Here is a 24,552-nt window from a genome sequence, read left to right on the forward strand (position 1 = left end):
TCCGGATGACCTCGAATCTCTACAGACGATGGCTGCTCGAGCTCTGGAACGGCGACTTCGAGCTGGCGCACGAACTCGTCACCCCCGACTTCACCGGCTACTGGCCGGGCATGACGGTGTCGGGGCCCGACGGGCTGGTCGAGGCGCTGCGGCAGGGGCACGCGCCGTTCGACGACGTCAAGGTCACGCTGGACGTGGGGCCGATCGTGGACGGGGATCTGGTGTCGGCGCGGTGGACGTTCGCGGGCGCGTACCGGGGCGGGCTTCCCGGCGTGACGGCGGCGGAGGGCACCAGGATCGCGTTCAGCGGCCACGACATCCTGCGGGTGAGGGACGGGAGGTTCGCCGAGTACTGGGTGATCTCTGACGTCCAGACGCTCAACCGTCAGCTCGGTATAGGGTGATATTTCCCGATTTACGAGGGCTGGTGAATGGCGGAGAACCACGGTCCGGGCGTAGGGCCGGACCCCCAGTCGCTGAGCGACGAGGAACTGTCGGACCTGGTCGCCGAGCAGCGCTTCGGCGCGCTGGCCACGATCAAGGCCGAGGGGCGGCCCGAGCTGTCCACCGTCGCCTACACCTGGGACCCGCGGCAGCGCGTGGTGCGGATCTCCACCATCGCCGACCGGCTCAAGGTGCGCCGGCTCCAGAAGGATGCGCGCTGCTCGCTCTACGTGGCCAGCGACGACTTCCGGTCGTTCGCCGTGGCCGAGGGTGAGGCGGAGCTGTCGCCGGTGAGCCGCGAGCCGGGCGACGAGGTGGGGCTGGAGCTGCTGGCCATGCAGCCGCCGCTCGCCGATCCGGCGGGCGAGCCGGCCTTCCTGCGGCAGATGGTGACCGACCGGCGGATGGTGATCCGGCTGCGGGTGTCACGCCTGTACGGCACCGCGCTGACCATCAACTGAACGCCGCTGCCCGGCGAGCCTGTACGGCGCTCCCCTGCCTGACACGCGCAGCGCCACCCTCCTGCCCACACGCACACCGCCACCATGCCGCCCTGGTGGACGCGGCGCCACCATGCCGCCCTGACGCGGGCAGCGCCCCCCTGCCGATCTGACGCGCGCAGCGTCACCCGGTCGCCCTGACGCACCCGGTGCCGAGCCGTGCTCGCCGAGCACCGCGGCGGGGCCTTGCCAGGCGCGCGGGCCGGGCTTACGATCCGGCTAATTGTTAGGAAACTTTCTTTAATGAAAGGTCTCTGACGTGCGCCGATTAGCCACCCCCCTGATCGCCGTCCTCGTGATCGCCGCACTGTGCGCTCTCCCCGCGCAGGCCGCGAGCCGCCTCGTCGCCACGTTCACGCTGTCCGGCACCACCGGCACGTTCGTGGTGAGCAACCCGGGCACGACCGCCGTGACCGGCTGGTCGATCGTCTTCGAGCTGCCCTCCGGAGTCACCGCGTCAAGCCCGCAGAACGCCACCATCAGGCAGAACGGCACCAAGGTGACCCTCACCCCCGCCTTCTACATCAACACCGTGCAAGCGGGCAGGAACACCGAGCCGTACAGCCCCAGGATCACGCTCAGCTCCCCCGCCCAGCCGGTGAGCTGCCTGATCGACGGTGCCGCCTGCGACGGCAGCGGCGGCGACCCGCCCGCCAAGCCGCCGGTCAGCGCCACCTATCAGGTGAACGGGAACGCGGCCGGGTTCGTGGTGGCCAACAACGGCACGACCCCGCTCAACGGGTGGACGATCGTGTTCGACCTCCCGGCCGGAGTCACCGCGGGCAACGCCCAGCACGCCTCGCTCAGCCAGAGCGGCCGTACGGTGACGCTCACGCCCGCGCACTACAACACGACCGTGAACGCGGGCGCGACCACCGAGCCGTACAGCCCGTCCTTCACCGTCAGCACCGCGGGCGCCGAGCCGGCGAGCTGCCGGATCAACGACGTCAACTGCGACGGCAGCCCCGACGCGCCGCCTGCCGCGCCCGGCAACCTGCGCTCGCCCGCCAGGACCACGAAGACCGTCGCGCTGGCCTGGGACGCCGCCGCTCCCGGCAGCCTGCCGATCACCGGGTACGAGGTCTACAACGGCTCCTCGGTCGCCGCCTCGGTCACCGGCAGCACGGCGATCGTCTCCGGTCTGTCGCCCTCGACCGCGTACACGTTCACCGTCAAGGCCAAGGACCGCAAGGGCACGCTGTCACCGGCGTCCGCGCCGCTGGCGGTCACCACCCGCGACCCGGCCGACGACACGCAGCCGCCGACGGCGCCGGGTGACCTGCGCAGCACCGCGAGGACGTCGTCCAGCGTCACGCTGACCTGGGCGGCCTCCTCCGACAACTCCGGCATCGCCGGCTACGACGTCTCCATCGGTTCCTCGGTGGCGGCGACCGTCTCCGGCACCACGGCGGTCGTCTCCGGCCTGTCGCCCTCGACCGAGTACTCGTTCACCGTGCGGGCCCGCGACCTGTACGACAACCTCTCCCCCGCCGGCGCGGCGGTGAAGGTGACCACGGCTGACATCGTCGAGACAGGCTACGCCCGCGTCGGATATTTCGTACAATGGGGCATCTACGGCCGCCAGTACTTCGTCCGCAACCTCGACACCACGGGCGCGGCGGCGAAGCTGACCCACATCAACTACGCCTTCGCCAACATCGACCCGCAGAACCTCACCTGCCTGCAGGGCGTCACCAAGGGCACCAGCACCGACCCGCAGGACCCGAACCAGGGCGACGGCGCCGGTGACGCCGAGGCCGACTACGGCCGGCCCTTCAGCGCCGCGCAGTCGGTGGACGGCGTGGCGGACACCGGCTGGGAGAAGCTGCGCGGCAACTTCAACCAGCTCAGGAAGCTCAAGGCCAAGCACCCGCACCTGAAGGTGCTGATCTCGCTGGGCGGCTGGACGTACTCGAAGTACTTCTCCGACGTGGCGGCCACGGACGCGGCGCGCAAGAAGTTCGTGGCGTCGTGCATCGACATCTACATCAAGGGGAACCTGCCCGCCTACAACGGCGCGGGCGGCCCCGGCACGGCGGCGGGCGTCTTCGACGGCATCGACCTCGACTGGGAGTGGCCGGGCGCCGAGGGGCATCCGGGCAACCACGTCAGCCCGGCCGACAAGGCGAACAACACGCTGCTGATCGCCGAGTTCCGCCGCCAGCTCGACGCGCTGACGGCCACGACGGGCAAGCGGTACCAGCTCACGGCCTTCACCCCGGCCGACCCCGCCAAGATCGCCGCGGGCTGGGATCTCCCCGAAGTCACGAAATCTCTGGACATCTTCAATGTCCAGGGGTACGACTTCCACGGCGCCGGCAGCGACAACTCCTGGGAACCGAACCGCACCGGCCACCAGGGCAACCTCCACCTCGACCCCGACAGCCCGTACGACCCGGACTTCAGCGTCGAGAAGGCCGTGGACGTCTACCTCCAGGCCGGCGTCCACCCCCGCAAGATCACCATCGGCCTGGCGTACTACGGCCGCGGCTGGCAACGAGTGGCCGACGGCGGCAGGCACGGCGAGTGGCAGCAGGCGGGCGGAGCCGCGCCCGGCCAGTTCCAGGAGGAGGCCGGCACCCGCGGCTACACCAACCTGCTGGCCATGGTGCCCGGCTGCACGGTCAGGCACGACGAGCAGGCGGTGGCCACGTACTGCTTCACCGGCGACGGCGGGCAGTGGTGGACGTTCGACGACGCCTGGTCGATCGGCAAGAAGACGGCCTGGCTGCGGAGCAAGGGGCTGCTCGGAGCGATGATCTGGGAGATGTCCGGCGACTCGGGCACCCTGACCACCGCACTCGACGCGGGCCTGCGCTAGAACCCTCCGCGCCGGGGCGGGACACCCTCGGGCCCCGCCCCGGCGCGTACGCGCGTCGAATGCTCATCCGCGCGGCGCCACCGCGTTACTCTGCCCTCAACTCCAAGTCACGCGATCTTGTCACCGTCGAGTCGTTGTCTCTCCCCAGCCGAGGAGACCCATGTTCAGGCGACTCGCCGTCCTCATCGCGACCTCCTTCTCCCTCACCCTCCTCCCCCTCGCCACCCCCGCCGGCGCCGCGACCGTCGTCAACGTCGCCCACCGGGGCGCCTCCGCCTACGCCCCGGAGAACACGATCGCCGCCTTCGAGCTGGCCGCCGCGCAGGGCGCCGACCTGTTCGAGCTGGACGTCCAGGAGACCAAGGACCACGAGCTGGTCCTGATGCACGACACGACGCTGTCCCGCACCACCAACGCCGAGCAGGTCTTCCCCGGCCTGTCCCCGTGGAACGTCGGCGACCTCACGCTCGACCAGATCCGCGAGCTGGACGCCGGCTCGTGGCTGTCCGACAAGTACGACGGCGAGCGCGTGCCCACCCTGGGCGAGGCGCTGCGCGAGATGAGCGGCTCGGGCATGGGCCTGCTGCTGGAGGTCAAGGCCCCGGAGCGCTACGCGGGGATCGAGGCCCGCATCACCGCCGAGCTGCGCCGCCACCCCTCCTGGCTGGCTCCGGGCAAGCTGGTGGTGCAGTCGTTCAACTGGGACTCGATGCGCACGTTCGACCGGCTGCTGCCCGAGGTGCCGATCGGGCTGCTCGGCACGCCCTCGACCGGGGAGCTGCCCGGCCTGGCGAAGTTCGCCGACCAGATCAACCCGCCGTACACCACGCTCACGGCCTCGTACGTCCGCCGCGTGCACGCCCTCGGCCTGGACGTCCTCACCTGGACCGTCGACAGCCCGGCCGCCATGCGCCGCATGATCGGTTACAAGGTGGACGGCATCATCACCAACCGGCCCGACGTGCTGCGCGACGTGCTCAGCTCCTGATCTCCCACCACCGCGCTGTGCCAGGCCGCCGATGACGAAGATCGCGCCGGGGCGGCACAGCGCGAACGGGGCGTATCCGGCCCGGGACAACTGATCCTGATCCGCTCCGTCCCAGCCGACGTCCACGCCGCACGAGTGCCTGCGCCCCCGGCGGGGTGAGCACTGCCGGGACCTCTTGGACAGGCCGGTCAGGGCGCGGGAGCCGCAGGAACCGGGGCGATGGTGGCCCGGTCCCACGCTCCCCGCACCGCCAGCCAGAAGATCAGCGCATAGCCGGCGAACAACCCCAGCATCGCCACCATCAGCGCCATCTCCGGCAGCCCGGTCGCGTCCATCAGGTAGTCGATCACCGCGACGTAGTCCCGCTCCGCCCAGTGCCACACCACGTACACGATGAGCTGCAGCAACGGGCTCACCACGAACGCGGTCCCGGCCAGCGTCGCCAGCACCCGGGCGGAGCCGCGCCGCGCCGCCAGCAGCCCGATGGCCGACCACGCCACCGCCTGCGTGGCGAGCACGCCGGACACGGCGACCAGCACGTTCCCCCACGGGTCCGGAGCGTTCCTGTGGTAGTCGATGCAGCAGTCCAGCCCGACGATCATGTCCTCGTTGCCGATCAGCCACGCGACCGCCACCATGGCCAGCCTGTGCACCCCGTACAACACCGCTCCGAACGCCACGGCGAGCACCGCGATCCGCCTCATACCCGGCAGCATGACCGACCGGTGCGCACCCGATCCATCCCGCTGTCCGCTACTGGACATCCCCGCGCAGGTGCCGGGCGGTCCCGGCGTCGGCGGGAAAGTACGCCTCCACCGCGATCTCCTCCAGCGTCACGTCGAACGCCGCCCCGAACGTCGTGATCGTGTTGAAGAAGCAGAGCTCCCGCCCCCGGTGCTCGATCCTGATGGGCAGGGCGATGTCGGCAGGCTCGGCGACCCCGGGGCCGCCCCCGCCCCCGTACTCCCGCACCTCCTCCAGCAGCGCGCTCAGCTCGGGATCCCCCGTACGCGCGACCTGCCGGGCCAGCCTCGGCAGCAGGAACCCGCGCACCTGCGCCAGGTTCCGCAGCCGTGGCGCGAACCCGCCCGGATGCAGGCCCAGCCGCATCATGTTGACCGGCGGCTCCAGCAGCGCCGGGTCGACCCCGTCCAGGAAGACCCCGACCGCCGCGTTCGCCAGCAGCAGGTTCCACCGGTTGTCCACGGCCAGCGCCGGGAACGGCTCGTGCCCCCGCAACACCTGCTCCAGCGCTTCGCGTGCCCCGGCGAGGTCGGGGTCGTCGAGCGGCCGCTCCCGGTAGGCGGGCGCGTGCCCGGCCGCGACGAGCAGCCGGTTGCGCTCGCGCAGCGGCACGCCGAGGTGCTCGGCCAGGTGGATGACCATCGAACGGCTGGGGATCGTCCGGCCCGTCTCCACGAAGCTGACGTGCCGGGCGGACACGTCCGCCTGTATGGCCAGGTCCAGCTGGCTGAGCTTGCGCCGGTGCCGCCACTCGCGCAGCAGCTCACCGACCGGCCGATCATTACGCATGCGTGCCGTTCTAACCCATCCCGTCCGGCCTGCGCCATTACATGCCATGTAATCGACGGCCCGGACGGCATCCGCGATGGTGACCACCATGAACAAGGACATCATCCTGAACGCCTTCGCCGAGTTCGCCGCGGGCGACCACGACATCCTCCACCCCCTCCTGCGAGAGGACTTCGTCGAGCACAGCCCCGGCAACCCGTCGGGACGGGACGCGTGGATCGCGTTCATCAGAAACTCGCCCTTGGCCGCCGCCCGCCTCGACCTCAAGCGGGTCATCGCCGAAGGCGACCTCGTCATGCTGCACTACCACCTGATCCCGGACGGCGACGAGCGCGGCGTCGCCGTCGTGGACATCTGGCGGCTGGTGGACGGGCAGATCGCCGAACACTGGGACGTCGTGCAGCCGGTGCCGGAGCCCGGCCAGATCCCGAACGGCATGTTCTGAGCCGCGTCCCCGCGGATAAGACGCGCCGAAGGGGGCCCGGACCGAGATCCGGACCCCCTTCTCAAGCAGGCGCATCAGGCCCTTGGCCGAGCGTCACGGGCCACCCGGCGCCCGGCCTGCCGTCAGCTGCAGCCGCTGGTCGAGCCGCAGCCCTCGCACACGTAGCAGCTCCCGGCCGGACGCATCTTCGTGCCGCACGTCATGCAGAGCGGCGCGTCGGCGGTGAAGCGCTGGTGGCTCTCCAGCGTCAGCTCCTGGACGGCCGGCCGCGTGTCCTCCTTGGGCTGGGCGGCCTCGATCGGCGCCGACTGGGCCAGCGCCTCCCGGTCCACCGTCTCCTGCAGCGCCGCCGGGTCCTCGCCGCGCTGCTGCGCCGCCCGCTCGGCCGCCGAGAAGATGCCCAGCGCCGCCCGCTCCTCGTACGGCAGGTGGTCCAGGGCCAGGCGGCGGAAGATGTAGTCCATCACCGAGGTGGCCATGCGGATGTCGGGGTCGTCCGTCATGCCGGCCGGCTCGAAGCGCATGTTGACGAACTTGCTCATGTACGTCTCCAGCGGCACGCCGTACTGGAGCCCGATGGAGATCGCCACCGAGAACGCGTCCATGACGCCCGCCAGCGTCGAGCCCTGCTTGGACATCTTGAGGAAGACCTCGCCGAGCCCGTCGTCAGGGTAGGACGAGGCGGTCATGTAGCCCTTGGCGCCGCCCACGGTGAAGCGGGTGGTCATGCTCGGCCGCTGGTTCGGCATGCGCCGCCGGGTCGGCCGGTTGACCTCGATGACCTTGACCTCGGGCTCCTTCGGCTGCTCCTGCTGCTTCTTGGAGCCGTCGCCGGCCGACAGCGGCTGGCCGACCTTGCAGTTGTCGCGGTAGACGGCCAGCGCCTTGAGGCCGAGCTTCCAGCCCTCCAGGTAGACCTGCTCGATGTCGTCGATCGTGGCCGACTCGGGCAGGTTGACCGTCTTGGAGATGGCACCGGACAGGAACGGCTGCGTGGCCGCCATCATGCGGACGTGGCCCATGGGCGCGATCGCCCGCTCGCCCATCGCGCAGTCGAACACCTCGTAGTGCTCCTGGCGCAGGCCGGGCGCGTCGACGACGTGGCTGTGCTCGCCGATGTACTCGACGATGGCCTCGATCTGCTCCTGCTGGTAGCCGAGCTGCTTGAGCGCCCGCGGGATCGTCTGGTTGACGATCTGCATGGAGCCGCCGCCGACGAGCTTCTTGAACTTGACCAGCGCCAGGTCCGGCTCGATGCCAGTCGTGTCGCAGTCCATCATCAGCCCGATCGTGCCGGTGGGGGCGAGGAGGCTGGCCTGGGCGTTGCGGTAGCCGTTCTTCTCGCCCAGCTTCAGGCACTCCGACCACTGGCGGGACGCCTCGGCGTGGATCTTCGCGTCCATCGAGCCGATCGTGCGCAGGTCGTCGTTGGCCGCGGCGTGCTTGCGCATGACGCGCTTGTGCGGCTCGGCGTTCCTGGCGTAGCCGTCGTAGGCGCCGACGACCCCGGCCAGCTCGGCGCTGCGCCGGTAGGACACGCCGGTCATCAGCGAGGTGATCGCCGCGGCGACGGCGCGGCCGCCGTCGGAGTCGTAGGCGTGGCCGGTCGCCATGAGCAGCGCGCCCAGGTTGGCGTAGCCGATGCCGAGCTGACGGTACGCGCGCGTCGTCTCGCCGATCTTCTCCGTCGGGAAGTCGGCGAACGTGATCGAGATGTCCATCGCGGTGATGATCAGCTCGGTCAGCTTGACGAAGTCGGCCACGTTGAAGGAGTTGTCGTCCTTCAGGAACTTCAGCAGGTTGATGCTGGCCAGGTTGCAGGAGGAGTTGTCGAGGTGGACGTACTCGCTGCAGGGGTTGCTGGCCGTGATCCGGCCCGTCTCGGGCGTGGTGTGCCAGTCGTTGATCGTGTCGTCGTACTGCACGCCGGGGTCGGCGCACTCCCACGCCGCCTTGGCCATCTTGCGGAACAGGTCCTTGGCGTCGACCTTCTCGATGACCTCGCCGGTCAGGCGGGCCCGCAGGCCGAAGTCGCCGCCCTTCTCCACCGCGCGCATGAACTCGTCGGAGACGCGCACGGAGTTGTTGGCGTTCTGGTACTGGACGGAGACGATGTCCTTGCCGCCCAGGTCCATGTCGAAACCGGCGTCACGCAGCGCGCGGACCTTGTCCTCCTCGCGCGCCTTGGTCTCGATGAACTCCTCGATGTCGGGGTGGTCGACGTCGAGCACGACCATCTTGGCCGCCCGCCGCGTCGCGCCGCCCGACTTGATCGTCCCCGCGCTCGCGTCGGCGCCCCGCATGAAGCTCACCGGGCCGCTGGCGGTGCCGCCGCTCGACAGCAACTCCTTGGACGAGCGGATCCTCGACAGGTTCACCCCCGACCCTGAACCGCCCTTGAAGATCACACCCTCTTCCTTGTACCAGTCCAGGATCGACTCCATCGTGTCGTCCACGGAGAGGATGAAACACGCGCTCACCTGCTGCGGCGACTGCGTGCCCACGTTGAACCACACCGGCGAGTTGAACGCGAACACCTGGTGCGCCAGCGCGTGCTTCAGCTCGTGGTCGAAGATCTCGGCGTCCTCTTCGCTGGCGAAGTAGCCGTTCTCGAGCCCCGTCCTGGTGTAGACGCCGACGACCCGGTCGATCAACTGCTTCAGGCTCCACTCGCGCTGCGGGGTGCCCACGGCGCCGCGGAAGTACTTGGTCGTCACGATGTTGGCCGCGTTGACCGACCAGAACTCGGGGAACTCGACGCCCCGCTGCTCAAAGTTGATGGACCCGTCGCGCCAGTTCGTCATGACGACGTCGCGGCGCTCCCACTGGATCTCGTCATACGGGTGCACGCCGGGCTTGGTGAAGATCCGCTTCATCTTCAGTCCCTTACGCGGACGCTTGCCCCCGCGCGCCACTGAACCGCTGGCCGTCTCCGTCATGACTCCCCCTTCTCCGCCTTCAACTGTTTGATCTCGGCCTCGAAGTCCGCCAGGCTCTCGAAACCGCGATATACCGATGCGAACCGCAGGTAGGCCACCTCGTCCAGCTCCCGCAGCGGGCCCAGGATGGCCAGGCCCACCTCGTTGGAGGGGATCTCGGCCGCGCCCTTCGCCCTGATGGCCTCCTCCACCCGCTGCCCGAGCTGCGCCAGCGAGTCCTCGCTGACCGGCCTGCCCTGGCACGCCCGCCGCACGCCCGCGACGACCTTGTCCCGCGAGAACGGCTCCGTCACTCCGCTGCGCTTGCTCACCATCAGCAGTACGGTCTCCTGCGTGGTGAACCTGCGCCCGCACTCGGGACAGGTACGGCGGCGCCTGATGGCCGCGCCGTCATCCGTGGAGCGACTGTCGATGACCCTGGTGTCAGGGTGGCGACAGAACGGACAGTGCACGCTTTCGCCTCCAAGAAACCTGCGGCCACCACACGCGCCCTCACCCGCCATGACGGGACGCTCGCGCACACTCCACAGCTGTCCATGGAGCGGTCGCAGAAACACAAGGTGTGGTGAACTACATCGGTGTAACTACTAGATGTTGTGGTCCAACCGTAGAAGCGCGCGACCATGAACGCAAGTTGAGCGCTGCCATCCTGCTGAAGTCGCTGATCAGCCCGCCAGCATCATCCGTCCCGGGCGTGTCGTCCCGTGATCGCGATCTTCCCGCAGGTCGGAGCGTCACATCGGTTGCTTTCAGCCTCGGCCGTGAACAAACCTCACAAAGGTACCCGAGGACACACCCCACCCTTCCCACCCCTTCCCTCGCCCCCCGCCGAGCGGCTTCGTGGCGGGGCGCGGGTGAGGCCGTGAGGCGAGAGACGACGAGGACTCCGCGCGATGATCCGCACCCGCCGTTCGCCCGAACGCGACCCGCGTCAGGGCGGGACGGGCCCGCGCCCTTAGCAAGCGACGCCCTGAGTGCGGGGGGCCGGCACAGCACGGGCGGGACCAGCTCAGGCCGGGCGGCGCCCACAAGGAGCCCGCCACGCAGGAAGCCCGCCGCATGAGAAGCCCGCCGTGTGAGGAGCCCCGCCGTGTGAGGAGCCCCGCCGTGTGAGGAGCCCCGCCGTGTGAGGAGCCCACCGCGCGAGAAGCCCGCCGTGCAGGGAGCCCGCCGTGCAGGGAGCCCGCCGTGCAGGGAGCCCGCCGTGCAGGGAGCCCGCCGTGTAGGTGTGTCGCCGCACCGGAACCGGCCGGGCAGGGCAGGCGCCGTGGCATGTGGGGCAGCACGGGCGGAGCCACGTGTCAGGGAAGGCTCGACGACCGATCGCGACGCCGTTCCCGCTGACCGTTGGCCCCATGCCGACGTGCTGCGTGCAACCCCCAAGAGGGGCTGCTCACCCGACCCAAGGAGAGCTGCTCGCCCGACTCAGGGAGGGGTGCGCGCCCGGCGCTCAGGGTGCCACGCCGACTCATGCGGCGGTCAGCGTAAGGCGGCGGTGTCCTTCGGGACGTAGATGCGGGTACCCGGCCGGATGAGCGAGTCGGACAGGCCGTTCAGCCGCTTGATCTCCTCCACCAGCGCCCCCGGATCATCCCCCGCGGAGAGCGCGTCGGCGATCTCCCACAATGTGTCCCCCTTGTGCACCTCAACCCACGGCAGGCCGGCATGGCCGGCCACCACGACCCGCACTTCCGCGTGCCCGGCCGCCCGCGTTCCGAGCCAGAACCCGCCCAAGGACAGCAACGCCACAGCCAGCACCAGCACGACCCGACCCCGCCGGGTCAGCCGCACAGGCGCGGCACCCCTCCCCGCAACACCCCGGCCTTCCGCAACACCTGCCCGCCCGGAGGCGTCCCTCCGCCCCGGAACCCCTGACTGTCCGGTGATGCGCCGCCGCCCGAAGACGCCTCGCCGCCGCAAAGCCGCCCGACGCCGCCGGAACGCGACACTTCGCCGCCCCGAGGCACCACCCTCCCAAGCGGAGGCACCGCCCCGGCGAGCAGAGGCACCACCCTTCGAGGCGGAGGCGCCGCCCTGACGAGCAGAGGCACCGCTTTGAGGACCCGAGGAACCGCCTTGACGAGCCGAGGAGCCGCCACTCAGGCGAGCGGAGACGCCGCCCTGACGAGCGGAGGCAGCGCGCTCCCGCATGGAGGCATCGCCGCGCCGAGCCAGGAGGCCGCCCCGCCGCTCGCCGGAATCACCGTCGCGCGCGAGGGCGACGGCTCGCCCCGGCCCCTCTCCCGATCCGCTCTCATCTTTGCCCCCTCCGCTCCCGCTCCCTCCGCTTCCGGCCCCTCGCACCCCGCCCTTCGCGCCGGGCCTCCGGCCTTCCACGGTGTCATCGCCGCCACCCCGCGCTTGCCGCTTCTTGCCCCTCCCCGGGGGCGGCGGGACGGTCGTGTCCGGGTCGTCGCCCGCACGCGGCGACGGGACGAGCCGCAAATGGGACCTTCCCCCACCACTCGAACGGGACCCCAGCCTCTTGCCGGAATTCCCTCGAACAGCGGCCCCCACCCGCGTATTGTCGGCCCGTCGATCCCTACTCCGCGTGGCATCGGCGATCAGGGTGAGCCGGTTGACGTCTTCGCTGGTCGTGTCCGTATTTGTGGGCGTTCGCATGGATGACCTCCCGCCGTGTGGCCCGAGGAAAAGGCCAAATAAAGATCAGCAAATCGAACACGATGTCGATCGAACTCCCGTACGATGTTGTACACCACACTGGCGACAATTTCGAGGAAGACTCGAACAATTGTTTGAAGATGATCTTCAACAGCGATACGGTCGCTGTGTGCGACATCAGGACCACGGACCGGGAGGTTCGCCGGTTAGGCGGGCCGCCAGGCGAGGAGGAAGAGCATGACCGAGCGGGATGACGCAAACGGGGTCAGCGACCTCGCGGTGCGCCGGCGAGACTCCCTGGGCTTGACGCCCAGGCAGCGCAAGATCCTCGAAGTGATCCGCGACTCGGTACAGCAGCGCGGATATCCACCGTCCATGCGCGAGATCGGCGAGGCGGTGCAGCTGACCAGCACGTCCAGCGTGTCCCACCAGCTCACCGCGCTACAGCGCAAGGGTTACCTGCGCCGCGACCCGCACCGGCCGCGCGCGCTGGAGGTCCGCCTCCCGGGCGAGCCCGTGCTCTGGGTCGATCCCGACGCCACCGACGAGGAGCCCACGGTCAACCGCCCGACGGCCGCCTACGTCCCTCTCGTGGGCCGCATTGCCGCCGGTGGGCCGATCCTCGCCGAGGAGAGCGTCGAAGACGTCTTCGCCCTGCCCAAGCAGCTCGTCGGTGAGGGCACGCTGTTCCTCCTGCAGGTCGCCGGTGACTCGATGATCGAAGCCGCCATCGCCGATGGTGACTGGGTGGTCGTACGCCAGCAGCCCGTCGCGGAGAGCGGCGACATCGTGGCCGCGATGATCGAGGGCGAAGCCACGGTCAAGACCTTCAAGCGCAAGGACGGCCACGTGTGGCTCGTCCCCCACAACTCCAACTACGAGCCCATCCCCGGCGACGAGGCCAGCGTCCTTGGCAAGGTCGTAGCGGTCCTGCGCCGCCTCTAGCCAGGGCGGGTCACCGTCTCCGGCCGAGGCGGGCCCCGCGAGGGGACAGGTCTCCGGCCAAGGGTTGGCAGCCGCCTGAAGCGAAGGCGGATCTCCGTCTCCGACCGGGGAGGGGTACGTCTTGCAGCGAAGGCGGGTCTCCGTCTCCAGCCGAGGCGGGTCACGGCCGTGCCGGGGGACGAGTCTCCGACCAGGGGTTGGTAGCCGCCTGAAGCGAAGGCGGGCCGCTGTGTCCGGCCAAGGCGGGTTACGGCCCTGCGAGGGAGACGGGTCACTGTCTCCAGCCGAGGTGGGTCGCGGCCCTGCGGCGGAGACGAGTCTCCGTCCCAGCCGAGGCGGGTCAGGGCCCGGGCGCGCGTCCGACCTTCCGCGCCGCGAACCGGCGCGCGCCGAAACATCACTCACGGGTACGCCGTCACCGCCACGACGCCAAGGGCGCCGAGCGCTGGGCACGCTCAGTGCCGCGCTGCGCGCCGGGGCTTGAGTCGTGCCGGGCAGCCAGGTGATGTTGTCCGGGCACGAGACCCGCGCATTTTTGGAACGTTCCTGGCACTGCCACTCCTGGATCGTTCTCTCGCCGCCCCACACCTGCCGTGGCCGGGGCGGCCTTCGTCATGTCGCGACACCTGGTCCCGGTCGCGGATGCCCCGCGAACGGTGTCCGGATATGACAGAACCACGTCATAGCGGCCATAGAGGCATTTTTGCGACAATATGGGCATGCCCGCTCCACACCGTGTCGTCGTCGCCGTGTTCCCCGACGTCGATCTGCTCGATGTCACCGGTCCTGCGGAAGTCTTCGCGGTCGCGAACCGGGAGATGTCCGGCCGGACGCCGTACCAGGTGCTGCTGGCCGGGGCGGACGGCGGCCAGGTACGCACCAGCGCCGGGGTACGGCTCGCCACCGACCTGACCTTCGACCAGGTCGCCGACCGGGTCGACACGCTGGTGGTGCCCGGCGCGGTCGACCGCGACGGCGCACCGGTGATCGATCCGGACCTGGTCGGCTGGATCGCCGACACCGCCCCGCACGCCCACCGGGTCGCCTCCGTGTGCGTCGGGGCGCATCTGCTGGCCGCCGCGGGCCTGCTGGCGGGCCGGACGGCCACCACGCACTGGGCCACCGCCGACCGGCTGGCCGCCGACCACCCCGACGTCACCGTCGACCCCGATCCGATCTACATCCGGTCCGGGAAGGTGTGGACGGGCGCGGGCATCAGCTCCTGCATGGATCTGGCGCTCGCCCTGGTGGCTGAGGACCACGGCGAACAGCTCGCCCTGGCGGTCGCCCGGCAGCTCGTGATGTACCTCAAGCGGCAGGGCGGGCAGAGCCAGTTCAGCGTCCCGCTCTGGCAGGCGCCGACCGAGCGCCGCGACCTCGACGAACTGCGGGTGTGGATCACCGCGAACCTCACCGCCGACCTGTCGGCGGCGGCGCTCGCCGAGCGCGTGTGCCTGAGCGAGCGGCACTTCGCCCGGGTCTTCCGCAAGGAGACCGGGTCCACTCCGGCCGCCTACGTCGAGTCGGCCCGGGTGGAGGAGGCGCGCCGGCTGCTGGAGGGCACCGACGAGCCGCTCGACCGGGTCGCCGCCACGTGCGGCCTAGGTTCGGCGGAGACGCTGCACCGGGCGTTCCGACGGCGCCTCGGCACCACCCCCTCCTCCTACCGGCGACGCTTCCGCACCGCCGCCTGACCCAACCCACCACCCTCGCCCCGAGGTTTCCTCTTCCTGTCCTCGGCCGGGCGCCGGCGGGGTGCGGCCGAACACCTCCGCCCCACCGGCCCAGGTGGATCTGCCTCCGCGATGCATCCGCCCGACCGGCCAAGGCGAGGACACGTCGCAGCGCCTCAGCCCGACCGGGCCGGACGGCGGTGCGACCGCAACGCTTTCGCCCGGCGGCCAAGGCGAGGAAACGTTGCAACGCCTCGGCCCAACCGGGCCAGACGGACGTGCTGCCGCAACGCCTGCGTCCGGGCCAGGCGGTAGTGGCCATGTTCGCCACGGCCGTTGATGGCTTCACGCCTGACCACGGCCGATGATCCACCATGTCCTGTTCCCGTACTACTCCAAGGAGGATGAGATGACCGTTTCGACCACTCTGCGTGAAGTGATCGGCCTGGACGGCGCCCTGCCGTCGCTGTCCGCCAGCACCCTGGTCCTGATCGACTTCCAGAACACCTACCGCACCGGCGTCATGGCCCTCCCCGACGCCGACCGCGCCCTCGACGCCGCCGCCCGCCTCCTGGAGCGCGCCCGCGCCGCCGGAACACCGGTGGTGCACGTGGTGAACGACGGCGGCGAAGGCACCCCGTACGACATCCGCTCCGAGATCGGGCAGATCGACCCGCGTGTCGCGCCCCGGGACGGTGAGCCGGTCGTCGTCAAGGGCTTCCCGAACTCCTTCCACGAGACGGACCTGCTGAAGACGCTGCGCCGCCTGGACGCCGGGCCGGACCTGGTGCTGGCGGGCTTCATGACCCACATGTGCGTCCAGTTCACCGCCCAGGGCGCGTTCAACCTCGGCTACCGCCCGACGGTGGTGGCGGAGGCGTGCGCGACCCGGCCGCTGGCGGGCCCGGACGGCACGCCGGTCCCGGCGGATTCCCTGCACGCCGCCGCCCTGACCACGATCGGCGACCTGTTCGGCTTGGTCGCCGCCCGCGCGACAGACCTTCCCGCCTGACCGGTCACTCCAGGACGAAGCTCGCGCTTCCCCGGAACGCGCTCGACCCGTCATCCCGCTCCACCCACACCTGCCCCGCTCGATGCCTCAGGTAGTACCCGGGAAAGTTCACCGACTCCAGCGACACGGTCCCGCTCCCCGCGAGCCCGCTCCGCCGCACGAAGCTGGCGTCCGCGGAGAACAGCGCGGACCCGTCCCGCTGCTCCACCCAGGCCTCGTGGTTGCGATGCCGCAGGTAGTAGCCGGGGAAGTTCGCCGACTCCAGCGACACCGTCCCGCTCCCCGACAGCCCGGTCACGAGCCGGAACTGGGAGTCCGCCAGCGGGGTCACGTCGGCTTCGAGGCGCGCCCGGTAGTTCCAGTGCCGCACCGCCGAACCCGGCGTGTCGTACGACATGAGGCGCACCGGCGTGACCCCGTCGGGGACCGGGATGCCGAAGTCGGGCGTGCCGTCCGCGCGCCAGTACACCTTCTGGACGCGCGTACGGCGGTTCGGGTCGTTCAGCGGGTCGCCGGAGATGTCCCGGTAGGACCGGTCGTGGTAGACGAGGATGTCGCTCTGCCCGTCCTCGGAGGTGGTGAAGGAGTTGTGGCCGGGGCCGTACTGGCTGGTCGCGGCGTTGCTCGCGAAGACCGGGCTCTGGCTCTTCGTCCAGGACGACGCCTGGAGCGGGTCGGCGGTGGCGGAGGCGGTCAGCAGGCCGAGGCAGTAGTTGGCGTCCGTGGCGCTGGCCGAGTACGTCAGGAAGAGCCGGCCGTTGCGCTGCAGCACCGAGGGGCCTTCCGCGACCTTGTACCCGCGCGTCTCCCAGGCCAGCGTCGGGACGGTCAGGCGGGTCGTGGCGCCGGTGATCGTCCACGGGTTGGCGCCCATCCGGGCGATGTACAGGTTGGAGTTGGTCGCGATGCCTGGCTCCTGCTGGGCCCACAGCAGGTAACGCACGCCGCCCGCGACGAACGTGGTGGCGTCGAGGGAGAAGGTGTCCCAGGGGGTGGCGATCCGGCCGCGTTCGGTCCAGGCGCCGGTCAGGGGGTTGGCGGCGGCGTTCTCCAGGACGTACATGCGGATGCGCCAGACGTCGTCGGCGCGGCCGGCGGCGAAGTACACGTACCACTTGCCGTTGATGAAGTGGATCTCCGGCGCCCAGATGTGCGCGCCCATCTCGCCGCTGGTGTGCCTGCGCCAGATGACGCTCTCCGGCGCGGTGGCCAGGCCCTGGATGGTGGTGGCGCGGCGCAGCACGATCCGGTCGTACTCGGGGACGGTGGCGGTGAAGTAGTAATAGCCGTCGGTGTGGCGGAAGATGTGCGGGTCGGCGCGCTGGGCGGCCAGCGGGTTGGTGTACTGCACCGCCGGTGACGCGTGCGCGGCCGTCGGCAGGAGGTTGGCGGTCACGGTGAGCAGGCTAGCCAGGACGGCGAGGAGCACGACCCGGCGGGGGATATTTCTGGACATGTCCCTCCCTACGCGAGCGGAGACGTGACCGTGAAGGAGGCGTCGGAGGCGAACACCGAACCGGACGCCCACAGGTCCAGCCGCAGCTCGTAGTTGTAGTGCCGCAGGTAACGCCCGGGCAGGTTGTAGGACTCGAACGACAACGCGCCCCCGCCCGCCAGGCCGGCCCGCCCGCAGAACGTGGCGTCGCCCTTGAAGATGGCCGAGCCGTCGTCACGTTGCAGGGCGAGCCGCATGTTGTAGTGCCGCAGGTAGTAGCCGGGCTGCGTGGCCGACTGGAACGAGTAGCAGCCGGAGTGGGCCAGCCCGGCCGTGACGGTGAACGTGCCGGACTGCCGGTCGGCGAGCGCGCTGGACGGCGTGAGCGGGTCGAGGTAGGCCAGGCCGCCGCGGTGGCGCACGTACCGGTCGGGGAAGTTGGCCGAGCGCAGCGACCGGTTGCCGGTGGGCACGGCGGTCGTGTCGCCGGCGTCCTCGCGCAGCACGGTGAAGTGCCTGGCCGTCCCGGACAGGCCGGGCAGTTCGGTCTTGGCCCCGAACGACGACAGGTTGGCGCTGTCGGCGTAGTAGTAGCGCCCGCCGGTGTAGTTGTCGAAGTAGAGCCGCCAGCGGCCGTCCGGCAGCCGCGTCAGCGCCGGGCCCTCCAGGCCGGAGCCCCAGCCGGCCCAGTTGCCCGTGCCGGTGAACGTCCACGGCCCGGTGAGCGAGGGGGCGGTGGCGTGTTCGATGTACTTGGTCGTCTCGTTCTTCAGGAAGTTGTGGTACGTCGAGCCGGACTTGACCACGAAGCTGTCGATGTAGTTGGCCGGGATGCCCAGCGCGGCCGGTGCGCTCCACGCGGACAGCGCGCTGTTGGTGGCGGTGATCCGGTACGGCCTGAACTGCCCGGCGGTGCCCGTCGTGGACGCGGAGTAGATCACGTGCACGCTGCCGTCGGAGTCCTTGAACCACTCGGGCGCCCAAGTGCTGCCGGTGGCGCCGTTCAGGCCGACGGTCACGTTGCGCAGGAACGTCCAGCTCACGGTGTCGGCGCTGCGGGCGAAGCCGATGGTGTCGCCGGTCCAATTGGTGGTGTGGACGAGGTAGTAGTAGCCGTCGGTGTGCCGCATCACGCTGGGGTCGCGGATCAGCCCGGACGGCGGCCGGTAGGCGTTGGCCCTGATGAGGTTGTAGGTGCCGGCGTTGAAGGAGTCGTAGACGTACATGTTGGACTCGCTGGCGTTGGTGAAGGCCGTCATCAGGTAGTGCGGCGCGGGCCCGGCGGCGTGCGCGACGTGGGCCGGGACCAGGACGGTGGCCAGCAGCACCAGGCATAACCCGACGAAACGTGTACGCATCCAGCGGCCCTCCGCGATGTTAGCGTTAACATCTCGCCGCGCCGGAACGGGCGGCAGTGAGCGCATTCGTACCCCGGCAGCGGGGCCCCGTCAATATCAGCGCGCCCGGTACAGCGCGTGCGCCGCGGAGATCGCCTGGTCCGCGAAGCCGAGCACGTCGCGCCTGCGCTCGAACGGCGAGCCGTACAGCGAGCGCCGCGGCGTGCCGAAGTGGTCGCCGAGCCCCGCGATCACGCTCCCCGCCGACGGCAGCGCGCTGTCCTCCTCGCGCAGCCGCAGCGCCTCGTCCACCACGCGGTGCCAGCGCTCGGGGAAGGCCTCGCGGGCGTACCGCGCCGCCCCCGACTTGGAGGTGATCTCGCCGGTGGCGAGCGTGTAGTGCAGCCGGGCGACTCCGGTGACGATCCACACGGTGCCGTACCCGCCGAGGCAGATCAGCCCCCACGGGGTGAACGGGCGCGAGGCGCGGGTCACCAGGCGGCGCCAGTAGAGGTCGAGGTTGCGATCGGTCCAGGCGGCCAGGGCGCCGGGATCGTTCCAGATCTTCAGCTCCTCCGGCTTGGGCCCGCGGCAGGTCAGCCCGTGGCGGGCCAGCGTGTGCCAGGTGACGGGGTTGACCGAGCCCCGCCGGTCGAGCCGCCCGGCGTGCGCCTGCGGGCGCTCCCCCAGCTCGGCCGGGTCGTGGCCGAGGTCGTCCCAGGTGAGGTAGACGCCGTCGAAGGGGTGGGCGCCGAGCCTGGTGTGGATGCGCTCCAGCACCCCGGCCGCCGGCGGCTGCCTCGTCACCGCGACGAAGTCGACGTCGCTGGTGCCCGGCCGGTAGTCGCCGAGCGCCGCGGAGCCCTCCAGGTAGAGCCCCTCCACCAGCCCGGGAGCCTCCGCGTCGGCCAAGGTGAGGTACGTCTCGACGATCGCGTCGATCTTCGGGTGGGGCGTCATGGCCGCCCAGCCTGCCATACTCCGCGCCACCGCCTCATCACAATCCAGAATCCTAGAATGGCCGAGTGAATGACGCATATACCCCCTTAACCCTTAAATCCACACATGATGGTCTCAAGTGGGCGGCGGTCGAGCCGGGGGTGATCCCGGCCTGGGTGGCCGACATGGACCTGCCCACCGCCCCCGCGGTCGCCGAGGTGCTGCGCCGCCGGGCCGACGGCGACCTGGGTTACCCGGTCTGGCTGCTGGACCAGAGCGCCGGCCCGCTGGCCGAGGCGTTCGCCGAGCGCATGGCGGGCAGGTTCGGCTGGCAGGCCGACCCGGGGCTGGTGCGTCCGTTCAACGACCTCAACCAGGCGCTCCAGGTGCTCCTCCAGCTCTGGACGAAGCCGGGCGACGGGGTGGCGGTGCACGTCCCGGCGTACCACCCGTTCCTGGACACGCTGAGCGTCATGGAGCGCCCGCTGCGCCCCATCCGGATGGAGCCGGACGGCGACACGTGGCGCTTCGAGGTGCCCGACCTGTCGGGTTGCCGGGTGCTCCTGCTGGTGAACCCGCACAACCCCACAGGCCGCGCGTTCACCGAACGCGAGCTGACCGAGCTGGCCGAGCACGCCGAGCGGCACGACCTGCTGGTCATCGCGGACGAGATCCACGCCGACCTGGTGTACGAGCCGCACCGGCACATCCCCTTCGCCACGATCCTGCCCGCGCGCACGGTCACGCTGACCTCGGCGACGAAGGCGTTCAACCTGGGCGGCATCCGCTGCTCGGTGGCCCACTTCGGCCACGAGGGCGCGCGCAAGGCCCTGGAGGCGCAGCCGCCCTTCGTCTACGGCTCCCCCAGCGTGTTCGGCGTGGAGGCGACCGTGGCGGCCTGGCGGCACGGGGACGACTGGCTCGCGGAGACGGTGGCGCTGCTCGACCGCAACCGTCGCACGATCGCCTCCCGCCTGCCCGCCACGTTCGGCTACCGGGTCCCGGAGGCGACGTACCTGGCCTGGCTGGACGTGGGCAGGCCGGGCATGGCGGAGGTGTTCGAGCGCGAGGCGAAGGTGCGGCTGAACGACGGCGCGGCCTTCGGCCCCGGCGGTGAGAGCTTCGTCCGGCTCAACTTCGCCACCACCGAGGCCATTCTCGCGGAGATACTCAGCCGGCTGGCGGGCTGAGCGGCGGCAGGTCGGGGGGCGTGGCGGCCGGCCGCTCGTCGAGCGCGGCCAGCGCGAGCTCGATGGCCTTGTCGAGCTGCGGGTCCCGGCCCGCCACCCGGTCCTGCGGAGTGATCACCACCTCGATGTCGGGATCGACTCCGTAGTTCTCCACGCCCCACCCGGGCCCGTCGAGCCAGAACGAGTACCGGGGCTGGGTGACCCGGGTGCCGTCCACGAGCGAGTACCGCGAGTCGATGCCGATCACCCCGCCCCACGTCCGCGTCCCCACCAGCGGCCCGATCCCGCGATTCTTGATGCCCGCGCTCACGATGTCGCCGTCGGAGCCCGCGAACTCGTCCGTGACCGTCACCACCGGCCCGCGCGGCGAGTCGTCGGGGTAGCGCATCGGCTGGTACCAGCGCGCCCGGGCCCATCCGGTGACCTTGCGGGACAGCTTCTCCAGCACCAGCTCCGACAGGTGACCGCCGCTGTTCTCCCGCACGTCCACGACCAGCCCGTCGTAGTCCATCTCGGTACGCAGGTCGCGGTGGAACTGCGCCCACCCGGAGGCCACCATGTCGGGCACGTGCAGGTATCCCAGCCTGCCCCCTGACGCCTGCCTGACGTAGGCGCGGCGGTCCTCCACCCAGTCGTGGTAGCGCAGCTGGGTCTCGTCGGCGATCGGGCTGACCACGACCCGGCGCACGTCGCCGCCGGAGGAGTGCCGAACGGTCAGCTCGATGGGCTGGTTCGCGGTGCCGGCCAGCAGCGGGAGCGGCCCGCGTACCGGATCGACCGGGCGGCCGCCGACGGCGAGGATGGCGTCGCCGGGGCGGATGGCGACGCCGGGAGCGAGCAGCGGCGAGCGGGCGGCGTGGTCGGACGACTCGCCGGGCAGGATGCGCTCGACCCGCCAGACCCCGTCGCCGTCCCTGGCCAGGTCGGCGCCGAGCAGCCCCTGGCGGCGCCTGGGGTCGACGCCGGAGCCGTTGGGCACGGCGTAGGCGTGGGAGGTGCCCAGCTCGCCCTGCGTCTCCCAGAGCAGGTCGATCAGCTCGGAGTGGGCGCCGATCCGCGAGACCAGCGGCTCGTAGCGGTCGAGCACGCCCTGCCAGTCGACGCCGTTCATGTCCTCGCGCCAGAAATGGTCGCGCATGAGGCGGCCGGCCTCGCGGAAGCCCTGCAACCACTCGGCGACCGGGTCGAGCTGGACGGTGATCCGGTCGAGCTCGATGGTGACGACCTCGTCGCCCTCGCTCGCGGCGCGGGTCTGCAGGCCGTTCTTGCCGTTGGTGACGAGCCTGGAGCCGTCGCCGCTGACCTCGAACGCGCGGATCTCCTTGCCCAGCTCGGACTTGGCGCGCTTCTTGAGGTCGTAGCGCTCCAGCACGGTCTCGGAGCTCTGCTCGCTGCCGTCGCCGAGCACGCCGCTGAGGGGGTAGCGCAGCCAGAGCAGCGCGTCCTTGGCGGTACGCAGGTTGCCGTAGCTCCCGGCGGGCACCGGCACGGGCACCACGCGGGAGCCCAGCCCGTCGGGGTCGACCTCGGTGCGCGGCGGCGCGTCGTCCTTCTTGTCGTCCTTGGACGGCTTGTCGTCCTCGCCGTTGAACCCGCGCCCCTGCAGCGAGGGGTCGAACGGCGACGGCGTGGCGGCCTTCAGCGGCACGATGTACGGCTTGCACCCGTGGGGGAACGACAGGTCGAAGACGTGCGCGTCGTACACGGGGTCGAACGTGCGCACCGACAGGAACGCCAGGTGTTTGCCGTCCTTGGTGAAGGCCGGGTCGTGGTCCACGAACCGCGGCGGCGTCACCTCGATCACCGACGTGCCGTCCACCCGCCCCATCTTGATCTGCGTCAGGCGCCTGTGGTGCGGGTGGGCCCAGGCCAGCCACGTGGAGTCGGGCGAGAACGCCAGCCCGCTCACGTCGCCCTGGTCGGTGCGGTCCAGCTCCCGCACGTTGTCGGTCTCGAGGTCGATGACGAGCAGCCGCCCGTCGTGCGTGGCCACGGCCACGTGCTTGCCGTCGGGCGCGGCGGCCAGCTCCAGCACCCGGCCGAGCTGCCCGGAGGCCAGGGTCCTGACCTCGCCGCCGGGGGCGCCGATCTCCAGCCCGTCCTCGCCGCCGGCGTCGGAGACCCACACGGCCCTGCCGTCGGCGTCGAGCGCCTGCGGCAGGCGGACGCGCACGCCGGGCTCGGCCCGCAGCACGCCGGCGGGCCCGTCGCGGTGGGTCACCCAGTGCGCGGTGCCTCTGATCTCCACCGCGCTGGCCCGCCCGGTGGCGTCCGGCGAGAACGCGCCCGCCCGCAGGGGTGCCGGCCGCCTGGCCCGCCCCGGCCGCGGCCCGCCGAGCCGCACGTCCAGCCGGTACGGCTCGGCGTCCAGGCTCTCCAGCAGCCACAGGTCCCCGGCGTGGCTGTAGATCACCCGCTGCCCGTCGCCGGTGGCGTGGCGGGCGTAGAACTCCTCGTGGGGGCTGTGCTTGCGCAGGTCGGAGCCGTCGGGCAGGGCGGAGTAGACGTTGCCCGTGCCGTCGGCGTCGGACAGGAACACGATCCGGTCGCCGACCCAGCTCACCGACCAGTACTGCGCCGTGCTGTCGGCGAACAGCCTGGCGAAGTCGCCGTTCCCCTCGGCGTCCACCCAGAGCTTGGCCGCCGTGCCGCCGCGGTACCGCTTCCACTGCGACGGCTCGCGCCACACCACCGACACCGTGGCGACCTTCTCCTCGCTGACGGCCGCCTCGCTGACCCAGCCGTACGGCAGGCGCGTGGCCGGCCCGCCGTCGAGCGGCACCGCGTGCGCCCAGCGCCGGTTGCCCGCGCTCTGCCCGGCGGCGGTGATCGCGAGCACGTCGCCGCCGGGCGTCCACCCGCGGACGGAGGTGGTGTTGTCGCCCCAGTGGGTCAGCCGTTCGCCTTCCGGCCCGTCGAGCTCGGCGGTGAACGCCTCGGGAGCGCCCTCCTTCGTACTGGTCCATGCGATCCGGCCCCCGTCGGGCGAGAACCGCGGGTGCGACACGGCCACGCGGTCGGCGGTGAACCGCCAGGCTCTGCCGCCGGTCAGCGGAGCGAGCCAGACGTCGTCGTCGGCGACGAAGGTGACCAGGTCACCGTGCAGGTGCGGGTATCTCAGGTATGCGCCATATGCCACCCCTGAACACTAAACCGCGGCACCAAGAGCGGCTCAATAATTCCTCTCCCAGTGGACGGCCCGTTTTGTGGGGGAAGGAGGGTTGAAGCCCGATTTCGGATCCCTGTGAGGAAGCATGAAGATCTTCACCCGCGCGCACCAGCTCCCGCCCCGCCTGGCCGCCGCCGCCGTCATCCTGAACTCGGGCCTGGACCTGATCGAGGCCGACGAGCAGCGGGCCGCCTCCACGCACGGCATGGCGGCCGGCGCCTACCCCTTCCTGCGCCGCATGGACCCGGCACTCTTCACGCGGCTGCTGGCCAGGAGCGAGGTCGCCCTCGGCGCGGCCCTGCTGGTGCCGTTCGTGCCGTCGTTGCTGGCCGGGGCGGCGCTGACCGGCTTCGCGGCGGGGCTGATCGGCCTGTACCTGCGGACGCCGGGCATGCGCCACGAGGGCAGCGTGCGGCCGTCCCAGCAGGGCATCGGCGTGGTGAAGGACGTCTGGCTGCTGGGCATCGGGCTCGGCCTGGTGGTCGAGGAGCTGCGCGATCGCCGCCAACATTGATCTCCGGACTTTGGCCGCTAATGTGAGCATAGTCGGGTAGCCGGGG

The 24,552-nt window shown here is 70.9% G+C and carries 19 protein-coding genes; 10 read left to right on the forward strand and 9 right to left on the reverse strand.

Annotation, left to right across the window (positions count from 1 at the left end; translation table 11 throughout):
- The first annotated feature begins 5 nt into the window (after positions 1-5).
- The 4 genes from ACBJ32_RS17635 (at position 6) to ACBJ32_RS17650 (ending at position 4,753) form a co-directional block, all read left to right on the forward strand.
- Positions 6-404, forward strand: a complete 399-nt coding sequence (locus ACBJ32_RS17635) for an ester cyclase (RefSeq protein ID WP_375127638.1) — start codon at positions 6-8, stop codon at positions 402-404.
- A gap of 27 nt (positions 405-431) precedes the next feature.
- Entirely contained in the window at positions 432-905 is a 474-nt protein-coding gene (locus tag ACBJ32_RS17640) for a TIGR03618 family F420-dependent PPOX class oxidoreductase (protein ID WP_375127639.1), read from the forward strand.
- Positions 906-1,203: 298 nt separating this feature from the next.
- On the forward strand, positions 1,204-3,765 hold the full coding sequence (locus ACBJ32_RS17645; protein WP_375127640.1) for a glycosyl hydrolase family 18 protein: 2,562 nt from the start codon (positions 1,204-1,206) through the stop codon (positions 3,763-3,765).
- A 160-nt stretch (positions 3,766-3,925) separates the two neighbouring features.
- A complete protein-coding gene (locus ACBJ32_RS17650) occupies positions 3,926-4,753 on the forward strand; it encodes a glycerophosphodiester phosphodiesterase (protein ID WP_375127641.1) in 828 nt (275 codons plus the stop codon).
- A 188-nt stretch (positions 4,754-4,941) separates the two neighbouring features.
- On the opposite strand, the gene ACBJ32_RS17655 is transcribed toward ACBJ32_RS17650, so the two are convergent.
- Both ACBJ32_RS17655 and ACBJ32_RS17660 read right to left on the reverse strand, forming a co-directional pair.
- On the reverse strand, positions 4,942-5,457 hold the full coding sequence (locus tag ACBJ32_RS17655; protein WP_375127642.1) for a hypothetical protein: 516 nt from the start codon (positions 5,455-5,457) through the stop codon (positions 4,942-4,944).
- A gap of 49 nt (positions 5,458-5,506) precedes the next feature.
- Entirely contained in the window at positions 5,507-6,286 is a 780-nt protein-coding gene (locus ACBJ32_RS17660) for a helix-turn-helix domain-containing protein (RefSeq protein ID WP_375127643.1), read from the reverse strand.
- Positions 6,287-6,374: 88 nt separating this feature from the next.
- Here ACBJ32_RS17660 and ACBJ32_RS17665 point away from each other — a divergent pair, with 88 nt between their 5' ends.
- Positions 6,375-6,731 carry a nuclear transport factor 2 family protein gene (locus tag ACBJ32_RS17665; RefSeq protein WP_357867481.1) on the forward strand — a complete coding sequence of 119 codons (357 nt, stop codon included), beginning with the start codon at positions 6,375-6,377 and terminating at the stop codon, positions 6,729-6,731.
- A gap of 122 nt (positions 6,732-6,853) precedes the next feature.
- Here ACBJ32_RS17665 and ACBJ32_RS17670 read toward each other — a convergent pair whose 3' ends face one another.
- The 3 genes from ACBJ32_RS17670 to ACBJ32_RS17680 form a co-directional block, all read right to left on the reverse strand.
- The gene (locus tag ACBJ32_RS17670) at positions 6,854-9,670 is read right to left on the reverse strand and encodes a vitamin B12-dependent ribonucleotide reductase (protein ID WP_357867478.1); all 2,817 of its coding nucleotides are present in this window, start codon (positions 9,668-9,670) and stop codon (positions 6,854-6,856) included.
- Complete coding sequence (gene nrdR, locus ACBJ32_RS17675; RefSeq protein ID WP_043614619.1) at positions 9,667-10,122, reverse strand: transcriptional regulator NrdR; 456 nt, start codon at positions 10,120-10,122, stop codon at positions 9,667-9,669. Before nrdR ends, ACBJ32_RS17670 begins: the two co-directional genes overlap by 4 nt.
- A gap of 1,027 nt (positions 10,123-11,149) precedes the next feature.
- Positions 11,150-11,434 (reverse strand): LysM peptidoglycan-binding domain-containing protein, encoded by a 285-nt coding sequence (locus ACBJ32_RS17680; protein ID WP_375127644.1) that lies wholly within the window; start codon positions 11,432-11,434, stop codon positions 11,150-11,152.
- Positions 11,435-12,529: 1,095 nt separating this feature from the next.
- Between ACBJ32_RS17680 and lexA the strand changes: the two genes are divergently transcribed.
- The 3 genes from lexA (at position 12,530) to ACBJ32_RS17695 (ending at position 15,922) form a co-directional block, all read left to right on the forward strand.
- Positions 12,530-13,237 carry a transcriptional repressor LexA gene (gene lexA, locus ACBJ32_RS17685; protein ID WP_357867471.1) on the forward strand — a complete coding sequence of 236 codons (708 nt, stop codon included), beginning with the start codon at positions 12,530-12,532 and terminating at the stop codon, positions 13,235-13,237.
- A gap of 719 nt (positions 13,238-13,956) precedes the next feature.
- On the forward strand, positions 13,957-14,931 hold the full coding sequence (locus ACBJ32_RS17690; RefSeq protein WP_375127645.1) for a GlxA family transcriptional regulator: 975 nt from the start codon (positions 13,957-13,959) through the stop codon (positions 14,929-14,931).
- Between the two features lie 388 nt (positions 14,932-15,319).
- On the forward strand, positions 15,320-15,922 hold the full coding sequence (locus ACBJ32_RS17695) for a cysteine hydrolase family protein (RefSeq protein ID WP_375127646.1): 603 nt from the start codon (positions 15,320-15,322) through the stop codon (positions 15,920-15,922).
- 4 nt (positions 15,923-15,926) lie between these two features.
- Here the strand turns inward: ACBJ32_RS17695 and ACBJ32_RS17700 are convergent, their stop codons facing one another.
- The 3 genes from ACBJ32_RS17700 to ACBJ32_RS17710 form a co-directional block, all read right to left on the reverse strand.
- On the reverse strand, positions 15,927-17,378 hold the full coding sequence (locus ACBJ32_RS17700; protein WP_375127647.1) for a family 43 glycosylhydrolase: 1,452 nt from the start codon (positions 17,376-17,378) through the stop codon (positions 15,927-15,929).
- Between the two features lie 8 nt (positions 17,379-17,386).
- Positions 17,387-18,715: a glycoside hydrolase family 43 protein gene (locus ACBJ32_RS17705; RefSeq protein WP_375127648.1), complete on the reverse strand. Its 1,329-nt coding sequence runs from the start codon at positions 18,713-18,715 to the stop codon at positions 17,387-17,389.
- Positions 18,716-18,811: 96 nt separating this feature from the next.
- Complete coding sequence (locus ACBJ32_RS17710) at positions 18,812-19,654, reverse strand: aminoglycoside adenylyltransferase domain-containing protein (protein ID WP_375127649.1); 843 nt, start codon at positions 19,652-19,654, stop codon at positions 18,812-18,814.
- Positions 19,655-19,794: 140 nt separating this feature from the next.
- Between ACBJ32_RS17710 and ACBJ32_RS17715 the strand changes: the two genes are divergently transcribed.
- On the forward strand, positions 19,795-20,823 hold the full coding sequence (locus tag ACBJ32_RS17715; RefSeq protein ID WP_375127650.1) for a MalY/PatB family protein: 1,029 nt from the start codon (positions 19,795-19,797) through the stop codon (positions 20,821-20,823).
- Here ACBJ32_RS17715 and ACBJ32_RS17720 read toward each other — a convergent pair.
- On the reverse strand, positions 20,804-23,962 hold the full coding sequence (locus ACBJ32_RS17720) for a PDZ domain-containing protein (protein ID WP_375127651.1): 3,159 nt from the start codon (positions 23,960-23,962) through the stop codon (positions 20,804-20,806). The genes ACBJ32_RS17715 and ACBJ32_RS17720 overlap by 20 nt on opposite strands.
- A 115-nt stretch (positions 23,963-24,077) precedes the next feature.
- On the opposite strand from ACBJ32_RS17720, the gene ACBJ32_RS17725 reads away from it, so the two are divergent.
- Entirely contained in the window at positions 24,078-24,506 is a 429-nt protein-coding gene (locus ACBJ32_RS17725; RefSeq protein ID WP_375127652.1) for a hypothetical protein, read from the forward strand.
- Positions 24,507-24,552 lie beyond the last annotated feature (46 nt).

Source organism: Nonomuraea sp. GTA35, assembly GCF_041950525.1.
In the GTDB taxonomy this organism is placed as follows: Bacteria; Actinomycetota; Actinomycetes; order Streptosporangiales; family Streptosporangiaceae; genus Nonomuraea.

What these genes read in the sequence shown, in the direction of transcription:
- ACBJ32_RS17700 (WP_375127647.1), bottom strand. Translation starts at nt 17,378, where the DNA reads ATGTCCAGAAATATCCCCCGCCGGGTCGTGCTCCTCGCCGTCCTGGCT.
- ACBJ32_RS17665 (WP_357867481.1), top strand. Translation starts at nt 6,375, where the DNA reads ATGAACAAGGACATCATCCTGAACGCCTTCGCCGAGTTCGCCGCGGGC.
- ACBJ32_RS17650 (WP_375127641.1), top strand. Translation starts at nt 3,926, where the DNA reads ATGTTCAGGCGACTCGCCGTCCTCATCGCGACCTCCTTCTCCCTCACC.
- ACBJ32_RS17725 (WP_375127652.1), top strand. Translation starts at nt 24,078, where the DNA reads ATGAAGATCTTCACCCGCGCGCACCAGCTCCCGCCCCGCCTGGCCGCC.
- lexA (WP_357867471.1), top strand. Translation starts at nt 12,530, where the DNA reads ATGACCGAGCGGGATGACGCAAACGGGGTCAGCGACCTCGCGGTGCGC.
- ACBJ32_RS17690 (WP_375127645.1), top strand. Translation starts at nt 13,957, where the DNA reads ATGCCCGCTCCACACCGTGTCGTCGTCGCCGTGTTCCCCGACGTCGAT.
- ACBJ32_RS17660 (WP_375127643.1), bottom strand. Translation starts at nt 6,286, where the DNA reads ATGCGTAATGATCGGCCGGTCGGTGAGCTGCTGCGCGAGTGGCGGCAC.
- ACBJ32_RS17655 (WP_375127642.1), bottom strand. Translation starts at nt 5,457, where the DNA reads ATGAGGCGGATCGCGGTGCTCGCCGTGGCGTTCGGAGCGGTGTTGTAC.
- ACBJ32_RS17670 (WP_357867478.1), bottom strand. Translation starts at nt 9,670, where the DNA reads ATGACGGAGACGGCCAGCGGTTCAGTGGCGCGCGGGGGCAAGCGTCCG.
- ACBJ32_RS17695 (WP_375127646.1), top strand. Translation starts at nt 15,320, where the DNA reads ATGACCGTTTCGACCACTCTGCGTGAAGTGATCGGCCTGGACGGCGCC.
- ACBJ32_RS17710 (WP_375127649.1), bottom strand. Translation starts at nt 19,654, where the DNA reads ATGACGCCCCACCCGAAGATCGACGCGATCGTCGAGACGTACCTCACC.
- ACBJ32_RS17635 (WP_375127638.1), top strand. Translation starts at nt 6, where the DNA reads ATGACCTCGAATCTCTACAGACGATGGCTGCTCGAGCTCTGGAACGGC.
- ACBJ32_RS17705 (WP_375127648.1), bottom strand. Translation starts at nt 18,715, where the DNA reads ATGCGTACACGTTTCGTCGGGTTATGCCTGGTGCTGCTGGCCACCGTC.
- ACBJ32_RS17640 (WP_375127639.1), top strand. Translation starts at nt 432, where the DNA reads ATGGCGGAGAACCACGGTCCGGGCGTAGGGCCGGACCCCCAGTCGCTG.